General features: G+C 56.4%; 12 protein-coding genes. 5 read left to right on the top strand and 7 right to left on the bottom strand.

The window, feature by feature from the left end:
- The 3 genes from BST95_RS05205 to BST95_RS05195 all read right to left on the bottom strand — a co-directional run bounded on the left by BST95_RS05205 (position 1) and on the right by BST95_RS05195 (position 1,674).
- On the bottom strand, positions 1-360 hold the full coding sequence (locus tag BST95_RS05205; protein WP_146004227.1) for a hypothetical protein: 360 nt from the start codon (positions 358-360) through the stop codon (positions 1-3).
- 108 nt (positions 361-468) lie between these two features.
- Positions 469-723: a hypothetical protein gene (locus BST95_RS05200; RefSeq protein WP_084198432.1), complete on the bottom strand. Its 255-nt coding sequence runs from the start codon at positions 721-723 to the stop codon at positions 469-471.
- Positions 724-786: 63 nt separating this feature from the next.
- On the bottom strand, positions 787-1,674 hold the full coding sequence (locus BST95_RS05195; RefSeq protein ID WP_084198431.1) for a DUF3667 domain-containing protein: 888 nt from the start codon (positions 1,672-1,674) through the stop codon (positions 787-789).
- Between the two features lie 91 nt (positions 1,675-1,765).
- Here BST95_RS05195 and BST95_RS05190 point away from each other — a divergent pair, with 91 nt between their 5' ends.
- On the top strand, positions 1,766-3,022 hold the full coding sequence (locus BST95_RS05190; protein ID WP_084201052.1) for a valine--pyruvate transaminase: 1,257 nt from the start codon (positions 1,766-1,768) through the stop codon (positions 3,020-3,022).
- A 70-nt stretch (positions 3,023-3,092) separates the two neighbouring features.
- Complete coding sequence (locus tag BST95_RS05185) at positions 3,093-4,958, top strand: AsmA family protein (RefSeq protein ID WP_084198430.1); 1,866 nt, start codon at positions 3,093-3,095, stop codon at positions 4,956-4,958.
- A 2-nt stretch (positions 4,959-4,960) separates the two neighbouring features.
- On the opposite strand, the gene BST95_RS05180 is transcribed toward BST95_RS05185, so the two are convergent.
- From BST95_RS05180 to BST95_RS05165, 4 genes are all read right to left on the bottom strand, one after another.
- Positions 4,961-5,335 carry a YMGG-like glycine zipper-containing protein gene (locus BST95_RS05180; RefSeq protein ID WP_205737329.1) on the bottom strand — a complete coding sequence of 125 codons (375 nt, stop codon included), beginning with the start codon at positions 5,333-5,335 and terminating at the stop codon, positions 4,961-4,963.
- 74 nt (positions 5,336-5,409) lie between these two features.
- Positions 5,410-6,303 carry an isopenicillin N synthase family dioxygenase gene (locus tag BST95_RS05175; RefSeq protein ID WP_084198428.1) on the bottom strand — a complete coding sequence of 298 codons (894 nt, stop codon included), beginning with the start codon at positions 6,301-6,303 and terminating at the stop codon, positions 5,410-5,412.
- Between the two features lie 102 nt (positions 6,304-6,405).
- Positions 6,406-7,080 carry a TetR/AcrR family transcriptional regulator gene (locus BST95_RS05170; RefSeq protein ID WP_219722777.1) on the bottom strand — a complete coding sequence of 225 codons (675 nt, stop codon included), beginning with the start codon at positions 7,078-7,080 and terminating at the stop codon, positions 6,406-6,408.
- Positions 7,077-8,435 carry a uracil-xanthine permease family protein gene (locus BST95_RS05165; RefSeq protein WP_084198427.1) on the bottom strand — a complete coding sequence of 453 codons (1,359 nt, stop codon included), beginning with the start codon at positions 8,433-8,435 and terminating at the stop codon, positions 7,077-7,079. Before BST95_RS05165 ends, BST95_RS05170 begins: the two co-directional genes overlap by 4 nt.
- 416 nt (positions 8,436-8,851) lie before the next feature.
- Here BST95_RS05165 and BST95_RS05160 point away from each other — a divergent pair, with 416 nt between their 5' ends.
- The 3 genes from BST95_RS05160 to BST95_RS05150 all read left to right on the top strand — a co-directional run bounded on the left by BST95_RS05160 (position 8,852) and on the right by BST95_RS05150 (position 14,211).
- Entirely contained in the window at positions 8,852-11,404 is a 2,553-nt protein-coding gene (locus tag BST95_RS05160; RefSeq protein WP_084198426.1) for a TonB-dependent siderophore receptor, read from the top strand.
- Between the two features lie 120 nt (positions 11,405-11,524).
- Entirely contained in the window at positions 11,525-12,889 is a 1,365-nt protein-coding gene (locus BST95_RS05155; RefSeq protein ID WP_084198425.1) for an 8-oxoguanine deaminase, read from the top strand.
- Positions 12,890-12,912: 23 nt separating this feature from the next.
- Positions 12,913-14,211, top strand: a complete 1,299-nt coding sequence (locus BST95_RS05150) for an NCS2 family permease (RefSeq protein WP_084198424.1) — start codon at positions 12,913-12,915, stop codon at positions 14,209-14,211.
- The last annotated feature ends 47 nt before the right edge of the window (positions 14,212-14,258 follow it).

The following is a 14,258-nucleotide window of genomic DNA, read 5'->3' as shown; positions in this document are numbered from 1 at the left end:
TTAAGTGCCCGCCGCAAGCCCCCAACGATCGCTGAAGGCATAGTGCAGGCGCCAGTGCAAATAAGTAAAAGAGCCGCTCCACTCGCCGACGTTGGCACTCATCCAACCCAGAGTTGCAAATGTTGAGAGCTTGTCACTAAAGGCATAGAACGCGGAACCCCGGATATTGGGCAGTGGGGCCAATAACTCACCACTGGAGCTGCTACCACGCATCTCGTTGTCTCCCACAAAAACACGCCCATCGACACTGACATCCGTGTCAAAGGCATGCACACCAAATCCCAGCGAGAGCTCGGCCTGGTCGGTGGTGGAGAAGTTGTACGATAAAGTAGATACCCACCCCGAGCTAGGAGTCCACATCTATACCCGCGGGAAACTCGACGCCGCCGAAGTTGATATCGTGGGCCAGTCTTAAATCGCCCTCACTCTGAAAGGTCTGGGTGGCAGCTATCAGGCGCCACTTGTGATTCAGCCGATGGCGCCACTCGGCATAGTACGAGGTATATTCTGTATCAAGCCCCAGCTGGCCGAGCTCGATTCCTGCTCTGGCAGCGGGTCGACCGTCGCGCGAATCGTGGCGTCGGCCTCCTGCCAGACCGTCCCCAACACCAGGACATTTTTCTGTTCGAGGTAGGGGTGTTTAGCGGTGGTTTCGCTGTCGGCAACAACCGATGGGGCAACGAGGGCCAGCCCCAGTAGCACGGTGGACGCGAGGCGGAGCATTGGATTTCCTTGGGATAATGAGATGGCTGAGTATTAAGACAAGCACCCTGATTGTCGCCCGAACTACAACATGGCGAGGGCAATAAGTGCCACTCCGGCGAATGCCTGAACCAGCAGCACCAGATAGGCGCTGTAAATAAAGAGGCTCTTGGCTATTGCTCCCTTCACGCTGGAGTCATAACAGGTGCGCAAGGCCAGAGGGAGGTAGGCCACCAACCAGAGCGCCAGCCAGCCGCCGATTTCAATACCACCATAACCGATTAGCTGATCAACCAAATAGAGCAGATAGACAAAGCTGTGGTAGTGGAGGGCAAACACCAGGTGCTGCAAGTAGTGAAACGGCGAGAACAGATAGGCCAGCAGCATCAGGAAGGCAAACAAAGGCAACAGAATGAACATCATCTGCGGCAGGAAGCTCACCATATCTTCAATGAATTCGCTGGGATCGTCGTTCAGTTGCCGGGCATTGCCTTCCAGCCTCGCCTGCAGGTCTTGCATCCACTGCGGGCTCTGTTCATCGGCAATGCCGATGCTCACCTCCGGTTCGGCGCCGTCCTCGCCAACAAACGCATCGGCCACATCATTGGGGTCAAAGGCGACTACTTCGCCGCTTTCGTCCACCACCTCCACGCCATTCCCTGACTCCAGAGCATTGGAGGCATCGATAGCCATAACCAGGAACACAATGAAGCTGAACACAAGATACAGCCGCAGCGGTGGCAAATAGCGCGCTCGCCTGCCGGCGATAAACTCAGCGGTCAGGTACCCCGGTCGGAACAACAAAGACACCAGAGTGCGCCAGAAGCGGGAGTCCACGTCGGACACATCGCCGACAATTTCACCCGCCAGATCCATAAAGCGGCGATCTGCCCGGCCTTCGCGCTGGCCGCAATTGCTGCAGTACTCCCCGTCTACCTGATGGCCACAGTTGCGACAGCGCTGCTGCTCCAAGGTATTGGTCCTTATCCCTGTAAAAGAGTGAGCATATACAGCTATGGGGACTGGGGCTACTATGACTCTCAGTTACCAGCGGTTAACGAATGTGAAACTGTCAGCCTTTGGAAAAAAATTTGCCGGTGAGTCCGGCATCGTCGAGCTCATGGATGACCTCGGGTCAGCCCTGAACGAAAACCCCGACATGATTTTCATGGGCGGCGGCAATCCCGGACGCCTGTTGCAGGTAGAGGCCGTATTCCAGCAACGCCTGGAAGACATCATGTCGGACCCGGCCCAACGTCACAGCCTGTTCGGCATTTACCAGTCACCCCAGGGCGATCGCGAGTTCCGCCAGCAGATGGCTGCCTATCTCAACAAGCAGTTCGGCTGGGCACTGGGGGAACAGAACATCGCCGTCAGCAACGGCAGCCAGGCGGCCTTTTTTGTGCTGTTCAACATGCTGGCCGGCAGTATGCCCGACGGCAACCAGCGCACCATCCACCTGCCCCTGGCTCCGGAATACATCGGCTATGCTGATGCAGGCCTCAGCCAGAACTTCTTTTCCGCCACTCGCCCCAGCATCGATCTACTCGAAGATAATCTGTTCAAGTATCGTGTTGATTTCTCGAGCCTTAGCCCTGGCCCAGAGGCAGGCGCTCTGTGCGTGTCGCGGCCAACCAACCCCACCGGCAATGTATTGACCGACGAGGAAATCGCCCACCTGGACGAGATCGCCGCGGGTTGTAATATTCCACTGATTATCGACGGCGCTTACGGCCTGCCCTTCCCCAACATTCTGTTCGCCGACGCCCGGCCCCACTGGAACGACAATACGATTCTGGCCTTGAGCTTGTCCAAACTTGGCCTGCCCGGAGTGCGAACTGGCATTGTCGTCGCCCGCGAGGATATTGTGCAGGCGTTCACCAACGCCAACACCATAGTCAGCCTGGCCTGCGGCACCCTCGGGCCGGCCCTGGCGAAACAACTCTTTGCCAGCGGGGAAATCGATTCCATCTCCAATCAGCTGATACGCCCGTTCTACAAGGAGCGCGCATCAGCAACCGTAGCCTGGTTCCGCCAGGCACTCGGTGACCTGCCCTTCCATATACACAAACCCGAGGGCGCTATTTTTCTGTGGCTCTGGTTTGAAGATCTGCCTGTGACCAGCCAGGTGCTCTACGAACGGCTTAAGCAACGCGGGGTGCTTATCGTCCCTGGACAAAACTTCTTCGTCGGCATCGACGACGAATGGCCACACCAGAACGAATGTATCCGCGTGTCTTATGCGCAGGATGCCGACGTGGTGCGCCGGGGCATCCACATCATCGCCGAGGAAGTCAGACAGGCTTATTCGGAAGCTTAATACGCAGCGCCGCCGAACCTGTTCTATTATTCTGGGTCCAAGCTGTAACAACCTTTCCTGAGGCTCCTCAATGTCACGTGTACTGTTATTCCTGATCGCTATTCCTCTCATACTGATATTGGCCGCGGCCATTCTGATCCCGATCATTCTCGACAAGGACCAGGTGCTCAGCATTGCCTCACAGAAGATCGAGGAACAAACCGGCGCCAGGCTCAGCGTGGGCGGCGAGGTGGATCTCAGCATCTTTCCCACCCTCGGCGTGAAGTTGGGACAAGTCGCCCTCGACATGCCCGGCGAAGAGGAGACCAGCCTGGCGGCGCGAGAACTGGAAATCGGTGTGCAGTTCGTGCCACTGCTGGCCAATGAGGTGGTCGTAGATACGGTGTATCTGGATGGTGTGGTCGTCAAGACAGTGAGCGCCCCGGCTCCGGCACCCGTCGACACCAGCAAGTACAGCCGCGAGGAGCTGGAAGAGTATTATGCCAAGCGCACGCGCGCCAAAGAAGAAGCCGGTCAGGTAGCCAGCACCCAGTCAACTATTGCCGTGCCCCTGGCACTCAATGTTGCCAGTCTGGTGGTGACGGACTCCCGCTTGGAAACAACAGAGGCTGGCGGTGAAACCAGCGTGCTGGAAATCGTCGAACTGCGCGCCACCGACCTGAACCTCGACAACCGCCCCATCCCGCTATCGGCCACACTGCGCATGCCGGGCGACACCCCCATGACCGTCACCGCGAAAGGCGATATCGCCGTCGACCAGACCACCCAGATCGCCACCCTGACAGATATGGCCATTTCCGTGGAAGGCGCGCTGGCGGAGACCGTCGAACTGACTACATCGGGCAGCGTTGAGATCAACAACGAGATCGCCGACCTCACGCTCGATATGAGCATTGCTGACACCCGTGCCAACGGCAAGGTGCGCTACGCAAGCTTTGAAAGCCCGCAGATTGACGCCAAACTGAGTTTGAATGAATTCACCCCGGCGTTGCTGGCGCTAGCCGGCACCGATGCCGCTGCGGCAGAACAGACCAGCACCGACGAGCCCGGCGATACGGCGATACCGGTTGAAGCCATTCGCGCCATGGATACCCGAGCCGCCCTCACCATCGACCGGGTGGAGTGGGACCCTCACGTGGTGACCAATCTCAAAGCCAAGTTGCGTGTCATGAAAGGCATGGCCTACCTGTCCTCCGTTACCGGTGAGGTTCACGGTGGCAAACTGGACATGAAAGCCAGCCTCAATGCCAAGAACCCGGTGGCCCGAGTGAACACCGAAGGCAAGCTCACCCAAATCGATATTGCCCAGGTGCTTGAATCGGTGGAATCCCAACCGATTGCCACCGGCAAGGTCGACCTGAACTGGAAGCTTAACGGTCAGGGCAATGTCAGCTCTGCCGTTACCAACACCCTCAAGGGCCCCATTAACCTCACCGCGTCGGACACAGTACTCAAGGATATGAGCGTGGAACAAATGATGTGCGACGCCATTGCCCTGGTGAATCAGGAGAGCCTCACCGCCACCTTCCCGACAGACACCCCGGTCGATACATTGTCGATCAAGATTCAAATGGCCAAGGGCCAGGCCAATCTTAAACCACTCAAGGCCGAGCTCAGTGAAATTTCCCTGAACGGCACCGGCTACTTCGCCCTGGAAACCATGAGTTTCGACGCAACCTTCAAGGCGCGGGTCAAACCGGGCCTGGAGAAAATCGACCCGGCCTGTCGGGTGAATGAACGAATTACCTCTGTGAAATGGCCGGTCAACTGCGCCGGTGATATCACCGGTGAGCCCGGCAACTGGTGTTCCGTAGACACCGGCGAAATCATCGCAGACCTCGCCGAGAACGAACTCAAACGCAAAGCCGCCAAAGAGGTGGAAGACCGCTTTGGCGAGGACGCCGGCAAACTATTGAAAGGGCTATTGGGTAACTAGGCCTAGTTGAGGACTTTATAACCCCGGCCCCGCAGGCATTGCTTAACCACCTGCACTTCCTCGCGGGAGCCCTCGCTGGCACCGCGAGCCGCGCCACTGACGGCGCCTGCACCGGCGCCGCGCTGGGCATCGCGACTGTTTCCCACAGCAGCACCGATCAGGCCACCCACGACCGCACCCGAGGCGGCGCCGCGGGCCGTCTTCTCGCCCGTTTTCACTTCGGATGAATAGCCCTGGCACTCGGCCAGATCCTGCTGGTACTTTGCCGGGTCCACACCCTTGCGGTCGACAATAATATCATCGGTCGTGGTACAGGCCGTCAGTCCTGCCACAACCATCAACGCCAGGCACTTGTTCATCTCATCGCTCCGACTCATGTATTCAGTCAGCGTAACATCTGCCGGCCGCCAGTCTGTAAAAACTTGTAAAGTACGCTCGAAGCTCAGCTGAGTCAGTTGTGACTGCGCTGCAACTTCTGGCGAATATGTTCGCCCGCCGTAATGGGCGGATAGGTAACGCCTTCCGACTCATCAACACACTGGGGCAGCACTTCAATCAACGTCTGGGAATCAGGATCGACAAAGAACGCCACCGAATAGCGGTCCTGGGTGCTGGTCATGGGCTTTACGCGGTGCTCGGTAGAACGAAAATGGCCATTGGTCCAACGATGCATCAAGTCACCGGTATTGATCACCACCGACCCGGGAATGCTTGGCACCGGAATCCACTGCCCATTCCCGTCTCGCACTTCCAGCCCACCGACACCGCTTTGGAATAATAGAGTGAGAATGCCGTAGTCCGTGTGAGCCCCGGCACCGAGTTGCTCACCCCCATCGGCCACCTGCTGTTCCCTGGGATAGAACAGCAGTCGCAATGCGACGTTCTCCCCTCCCACCGTGGCACTGAAAAAGTCTTCAGGCAGTTCAAAGACCCGGGCCATGAGCCGCATAATCCGAGTGGCGGCGCCCAGGCACTCATTATAGAAGTTCTGCGCTGTGCTACGGAACGCTTCAGAGGGCCAACGATCTTCCCCCAGGTCACTGCCAGGCGCGAGACGCAGAGTAAAGGTTTCCTTCAGGTCCCCTGGCTTACCTGGCTCCAGGCTCTCCATGCCCACGCCCTGATAGCCAAAATTTTCGCTGACATTGCGATATAGATATTGATGTTTGTAATCTGTATCGCGCTCAAAGAACTGGCTGCTGACCCGAAAGATCGCATCAATGATTTCAGTGGGTATGCCAATGTTAGTGACCGTCATGAACCCCACTTCCCCCATGGCATACGCCAACTGTGCGGCTAGTTCCTCGTCGCTCCCAGATGAAAAATCGATGAGCGGAATTTCCACTATTAATACCCCGGGTTTTTTCCCAGAAACGCTGACTAAAATGAAATCACAGGCGACATCGGCAGGGACGGCCTGAACAAGGCGTTGAAGCTGCCAACCGAGTTAGTCAGTCGGATGAATACCTACCCCTTTGAGGATGACACTGACAAGAGTCTGCGCCGCGGCATCAAACTCCCAGTCACCCAACGATTTAACTCCCAGCGCGGCGCCAATCTGTGCCTCGAAATCAGCGTAATGCTGGGTTGAGCTCCAGATCAGAAACATCAGGTGAGCGGGGTCTATGGAGTCCATCTTGCCCTGCTCGGCCCACTCCTGGAACACCTTCACCTTGCGCTCAAACCAGGGCCTGTAGCCGCGCTCAAAGTAAGTCTCCAGACGAGGCGCACCGGACAGTATCTCCTTGGCAAAAATGCGTGAGTCCAAGGGATAGCGTCGTGAAAACATCAATTTGCGTTGTATATACTCTGTCAGCGCCGCGGCCGGCTCATCGGTTGGTTCAAGATCGTTCAGTGCATCGTCCCATAAATCCACAATGCCACTGAGTATGTCACCGTATAGCGCCAGCTTGCTGTCAAAGTAATAGTGAATATTCGGGCGCGGCAGGCCTGCGCGCTTTGCGATGGAATCAATTGTCGCGCCATCATATCCTTTAAGCGCGAACTCCTCCTTGGCGGCATTGACAATCAACTCTTCATTCTTACGTCTGATTCGGCCGGTGGATTTCCGCCCTTCGTGAGACGGCAGCTCCAACACCATCTCCGCCGGAGACTTTTTCATACTTCTACCTCAATAACTGCGCCGACATTTTCTGGAATGATCAAGCTAAGTGTAATTGCTGTCAGGCCCGCAGTGGCCGCCGCGGAACTGAAAATATTCTGAAACAGGAGTGGTGTCTGGGCAAATACCTCAGGCACCAGCGCAAGACCCAGCCCCAGGCCAAACGACACCGCAATAATAATCACCTTGCGCCTATCCAGCTCTTCGGTGGCCAAGATTTTAATACCGGCAACAGCCACGGTACCGAACATCACCAGCGTTGCTCCACCGAGCACCGGTTTGGGAATACTTAACAGGAAATCGCCTACTCCTTGAAACAAGCCCAATACCACCAGAATCCCCGCGACATACATGCCCACATAACGGCTGGCGATGCCGGTGAGCTGGATGACACCGGTATTCTGACTGAACGTGGTATTGGGAAAGCTATTCAGCACCGCAGCAATCATCGAGTTCACACCATCGCCCAGAACCCCGTTGCGAATTCTGCGGATATACCCTTCACCCTCAATAGGCTGGTTCGAGATAACGCAGTTGGCCGTCAGGTCGCCGGTGGTCTCCACTGAGCTAATAATGTAAATCACCGCCAGCGGAATAAATGCTGCCAGCTCAAAACTGAAGCCATATTTGAACGGCTGTGGCACGGCGATTTCGGCTGACATGCCCAGATCTTGCAGGGCCAGTTCACCCAGTACCAGCGCTGCGACCAGGCCGGCCAGTAACCCCAGAATAACCGACGATAATCGCACCCAGTTATTACTGGAGGCGTTGAGTGCAACAATAACGATAATCACGAAGAAGCCCAGGCCAAGGTTGATCGGTGCGCCAAAGTCCTCAGCATTGGCGCCACCGGCAAGATCGGTCATTCCCACCTTGATAAGGCTGATACCAATACTCGTAATAACAATACCGGTCACCAGTGGCGTTACTATACGCCTCAGGTAGGGGATGATCTGGCTCAGGCCAATCTGGATAAATGCGCCCACAAAACACATGCCGGTAATCAGCGCCAGAATATCAGCGCTACTACCACCCCGGTCCTTCACCATGAAGCCCGCACTCAGAATCGCCCCTAGAAAAGCGAAACTGGTGCCTTGAATACACAACATACCTGCGCCGATTCCCAGCGGTCGATAGGCCTGAATAAACGTGCCGATGCCCGAGGCCAGCAACGCCATGCTGATAAGGTAAGGCACTTCCTCCTGCAGCCCGAGAATATTGCCGATAATCAGGGTGGGAGTCACAACGCCCACGAACGAGGCCAATAAATGCTGCAACGCGGCAAAGCTCGCCTCCGGCACCGGCGGTTTGTCGTCCAGGCGATAAATGAGTTCCGAGGAGAGTGGAGCTGTCATGGGTAGCGCATTCCTGATTATTCTGAGTGTATCGGGGTTCATTGCCCGGTGTTAGCCTGAACACAACGCAGGATATATGCCAGAACCGCGTATGCCGCTCCACGCCTGACGTCCCGCGATCATAGGCACACCAAACCTGACTATATCGTCAAGAAATGCACTATTAAAGTGCGTGAGCGCACCAAAATCAATCACACCTCCGGATCACGATCCCGCTAGCATCGCCCTAGATCCATGCCACGCATGGCCGAACGATGCATAATTACAGTAGTTACTCTCGAGATTTAAGCGGCAAATTATTTTCCTGACAGCTTCGTCAAAAAAGTGGCACGGACATTGCTTTACTCCCCAGCGATAGATCAGCACCGATTTAACACACTGCTCATTTAAGCGTTAAACATTGCAAGGGGACCCCTATGTCAACAGAGAAAAAAGTACTCATGAAGCCGCTCGCTTCAGCTGTCATGCTGGCGCTGGGAGGACTGACACTCTCGGGAGGCGCAATAGCCCAGGAAGAGACACAACTCGAAGAAGTGGTCGTCACCGCCAAAGGCGACTACTTCAGCATTCTTCCCGACCAGCCTACTGACAGTGCCTTCGGCCTGAATATGTCGCTAGTGGATACACCGCGTTCCGTTTCGGAGGTACGTGAAGACCTGATTTCCAAATTTGCACTGCGCAGCGTAGATGACCTGGTGCGCCTCACCCCGGGAGCATTCACGAGCTCCTTCTTCGGGATTAAGGGTGCTATGGATATCCGCGGTGAACCGGCAGACAACTACTTTCGTGGCTTTCGTCGGGTAGCGAATCCCGGGGCGTTCAATACTATTGTGCGGGGCGCTGAAAGACTGGAAATCCTCCGCGGTCCGGTATCCCCCCTTTACGGGACGGGCAGTGTGGGCGGCCAGCTGAACTATATTCCCAAGTCGGCTAAGGTAGAGGGTAACAAGTACATCAGTGGCCCCGGCGGTTCGATCGGCGTCACGCTTGGGTCTTACGACCAGCAAATCATTACCGGCGAGTTCGCTATGCCCTTCACCCTGGGTGACAGCGAAGGTGGCTTCCAGCTGTTTGTGGAGGTAGAAGACTCCGAATCCTACTTTGAGCTGTACGAACCCAGCAGCGAATTGGTACAGGCCGCTTTCGACATCGACATTTCCGACGCTACCAAGTTGGAATTCGGTGTTCAGTACCAAGAAACAGATAGCATCCAGGTGCCGGGCTGGACACGCGTGACACAGGAACTGATCGACGACGGCACTTACATCACGGGCGCCGCGCCGTTCCGCAACGTCAATGGCGGCATTGATCTGCGCCCCAATGAATCCGGATTTATCTCCAGCGCTGCCGGCATCGGTATTAACGATTCGTTTTCCGGTGTCGGCACGTTCTGTGTGCCCGACCTGGGATTCAATCAAGCGACCTACAACGGCGTCGCACTCACTTGCTTTGGCGGCAATGACACGCCCTGGGTATCACCACTGACCAATCCCGGTGTGGGATCCATTGACCACGACGACACCTTTATTGATCCAGAAGACTATGCCGACACCACTGCCATCACCGCGTACTTCGATGTAACCCACGAATTCGACAACGAGATGGTATGGAAGAACCAGTTCTTCTACGACTATCTGGATCATACCAAGTACCAGAGTTGGGGCTTTACCGCACTTTATCCGGACGCAAAAATCTACGAATTCCGCTCCAGCCTGAACTTCACGTGGGAGACCGGCAACCTGACGTTCGATAATGTCGTTGGCGCCAACTTCCGCCGCGAAGACCTGGAAAAGAATCATGCGTTCTTCGACGAAACATTCGACTTCCGTGACATGACGGTAGGTGCCACCCCCGATGACCGTATTGCACCAGCAGTGGAAGATCCGTTTGTCGGCGTCACGTTTGAAACCGACGAGAACGGCAACAATACGGGCATCGCATCCGGCGACCCCGGCCGTAACTACAACGAGAGTCAGATCTCGGTGGTGGACAATCTCGGCTTCTTCTTCCTGTCAAATATCAGCTATGGCAACCTGAACCTCCTGCTCGGTGCTCGCTACGACGAGTTCGACATCGAGTCGGAGGAAGTGGCAGTCACGCTGCTCCAAAACCCCTTCTCCGACCTAGGCAAAGTGACTGACAGCGACGATTCCACCAGCTTCAACGCCAGTCTGTCGTACAACTTCGAATCTGGCTTTGTACCATATATCACCTACGCCGAAGCCGCCTCGCTGAGCGCCAACCAACTAGGCGGCATTATCCCGTCATCGGTAGATGCCGGCTTGTGGCTGCAGGACTCAGAGCTTACCGAGATCGGGGTGAAGTTCTCTGGCCTGGATGATCGGGTTTACGCGGCTCTAACCTATTATGATCAGGAGAAAGTCGAGCGGGCAGGCCAGACCAATGCCATCGTCAGCGTGTTCTCAGAAGGTTATGAATTGGAGGTACGTGGCGTCGTCACAGACAACCTGTCATTAATCGCCACAGCAACCCACACCGACACCACTGAAATCGGCAACACCTTTGTTGTCATCAACGGCGCGGAGTTCGCTGCTCAGAATGGGCTGGAAGCCTGGGAGGTATACGGTGGCCGTATTTCCGGTGACCGGGATACCTTCACCGGCGCAGGCACCGAACTTGATCGCGGCGGACTGCCAGACAACATCGTCAGCGTCGCAGCCTCTTGGAACCAGGAACTGTTCTCTGGCGACCTCACGGCGTCATTGGGTTTCACCTGGGTAGACGACACCTACACCGACGCGCTGCAGGCCATTAAGCTCCCCGACTACACCGTCTGGACGGGCTCCGTGGGTTACGTATACGACCGCTTCAGCGCATTGCTGCAGGTCAATAACCTGACCGACGAAGAATACTATACTTCGGCCGACCTGTTTGACTCTGTGGTAGTTAAACCGTCGGAGGGCCGCACCGTTTCAGTCACTCTCAGCTATGCGTTGGGTGACTTCTGACGCCGACAAGTTCCAAATCTTTGGGCGCCGAATGGCGCCCTTTTTTCACCGGTAAGTCAATGACCATCACTTTGCCAACCGCAATTCATGTGCGACTATGACGATTTTTCAGGATCAAGTATGCTCGGCGCAAACAGCATCTGGATAAAACAACCCCTGGCTTGTTTCACAGCAGGCACGGACAATGCCGACGGCGGCGTGGTTATCCGCGACGGACGTATCGTCGAGCTACTTTCAGTCAATGAACAGCCAAGCGAACCGGTCGATGAGGTCTTTGACGCTCGCGAACACGTCCTCCTGCCCGGCCTAATCAACACCCATCATCACTTCTACCAGACACTGACCAGAGCGCTGCCCTGCGCATTGGATAAAGAGCTGTTTGACTGGCTGAAGAGTCTGTACCCAGTATGGGCTGGCCTGACCCCGGATATGCTTTATAGCGGCACCCAGATTGCACTGGCTGAGCTATTGCTGTCAGGCTGCACCACTGCTGCAGACCACCACTATCTATTCCCGACCGGCATGGAAGAGGCCATCGACATCCAGGTGGAAGCGCGAGAAAAAATCGGTTCGCGAGTCACGCTAACCCGCGGATCAATGTCGCTAGGTGAAGACGATGGCGGCCTTCCACCGCAAACGACTGTTCAGGACGAGCAGGTCATTCTGCGCGACTCGGAAAGGCTGGTTAACCGCTATCACGAGCGTGGCGACGGAGCGTTTGTACAGATCGCGCTCGCGCCCTGTTCGCCGTTCTCTGTCAGCGAAGAACTGATGCGAGACTCCGCAGCATTGGCCAACGAACTCGACATTCAATTGCACACACATCTGGCGGAGACTCTCGACGAGGAGGCTTTCTGTATGGAGCGTTTCGGTTGTCGCACCGTCGACTACCTGGAACGTGTTGGCTGGCTACAACCGCGCACCTGGCTGGCCCATGGCATCCATTTCAACGACGCTGAAATTCAGCGTCTGGGTGCTGCAGGTGTCGGGGTTGCCCACTGCCCAGGCTCTAACATGATGCTCGCCTCGGGAATATGTCGCAATCTGGAACTCGAGGCGGCAGGCGTCAACATTGGCCTGGCGGTCGACGGTTCAGCCTCCAACGACAGCAGCAATATGATCGTAGAGGCGCGTATGGCCATGTATATTCAGCGCTTGCGCTACGGCTCTGCAGCGGTCAGTCACCGCGATGCATTACGCTGGGCCACCAGTGGCTCTGCAGCTGTCCTGGGACGTGAGGATATTGGGCAGATTGCCGTGGGCAAGCAGGCCGACCTCGCGTTATTCCGACGCGACGACATCTCATTTGCAGGCAGTCATGACCCCCTCGCCGCGCTGCTGTTGTGTAACGCTCAGCGAGCTGACCGAGTCATGATCGGCGGCCACTGGCGCGTGATCGACGGTGCCATTCCCGGCCTGGATCTGCCTCGACTCATTGCCAGACAACACGAACAAGCTGCCGCGCTCGTCGCGCGACTGCACTGAATACAAGAAACGCGGACCCCTTCATGAATGCACTCCTTGAACGACTGTTCAGGCTTGGTGAACACAACACGCGAGTAACAACCGAGATCACCGCCGGCCTCACTACCTTTATCACCATGGCCTATATCATTTTCGTCAATCCACAGATGATGGCTTCAGCCGGCATGGACCAGGGGGCTAGTTTTGCTGCGACCTGTCTGGCAGCCGCTATCGCCTGTATCGTCATGGGCCTTTACGCCAACTGGCCCGTCGGGCTGGCCCCCGGGATGGGACTTAACGCCTTCTTCACCTACACAATTGTCGGTGAGATGGGCTATAGCTGGCAGGTAGCCCTCGGCGCAGTATTCATTGCCGGCATCCTGTTTTTCATCATGAGTGTTACCCGCCTGCGGGCCTGGATACTGGAGAGCATTCCCATGGATCTGCGCATTGCCATGGGCGCAGGTGTTGGCCTGTTCATTGGTTTCATCGGCCTGCGCAGCGGCGGTCTCGTGGTGGACAATCCCGCCACGCTGCTCTCGCTGGGTGACTTCACTCAGCCGGAGACCCTGCTGGCCGGCATCGGTTTTATACTGATAGCCGCTCTCTCAGTTCGCCAGGTGCCTGGCGCGATTATGATCGGCATATTAACGGTGACGCTGCTGGGACTGGCCACTGGATTGGTGACCTACAGCGGATTCATCGCCCCCCCACCGGATATGAGCCCCTTACTGTTCGAGCTGGATATCCTCGGCGCACTCGATATAGCCATGGTCAGCGTGATTATCGCCATCCTGTTCGTCAATCTGTTCGATACATCGGGAACACTGATGGGCGTCGCAACCCGCGCCGGTCTCGTCAATGACCAGGGCGAAATCAAGAACATTGACCGCGCACTCAAGGCCGACAGCGGCGCCAGCGTGGCAGGCGCCTTTCTTGGCTGTGCGCCGGTGACCAGCTACGTCGAGAGCGCAGCAGGCGTGGCCGCGGGCGGTCGCACTGGCCTCACGGCGATCACGGTAGGCGCGCTATTCCTGCTGGCAATGTTCTTCGCACCCCTGGCAGGTATGGTCCCAGCCTTTGCCACCGCCGGCGCGCTCGTGTATGTAGCGCTACTAATGCTTTCGGGCCTCAAGGGCCTGAACTGGGACGACGCCACCGAGCTTTTACCTGCACTACTCACCACAATCATGATTCCGCTGTCATTCTCAATTGCCAATGGCATTGCCGTAGGCTTTATTACTTATGTGGCAGTAAAGGTCATTGTTGGCAGAACCGACGAGGTCAGCTTCGGCGCCTGGTTCCTGGCAGCTATATTTCTGGCCAAATTCGCCTTCGTCTAGGGGCTACGCGCCTTGCTCAGGCGCTAAAAGAGCGCAGCGTCGCACCG

Origin of the sequence: Halioglobus japonicus (assembly GCF_001983995.1) — a bacterium.
Taxonomy (GTDB): Bacteria; Pseudomonadota; Gammaproteobacteria; order Pseudomonadales; family Halieaceae; genus Halioglobus; species Halioglobus japonicus.
The sequence above is the reverse complement of the archived record's forward strand: the minus strand, read 5'-3'. Positions and strand labels throughout refer to the sequence as shown.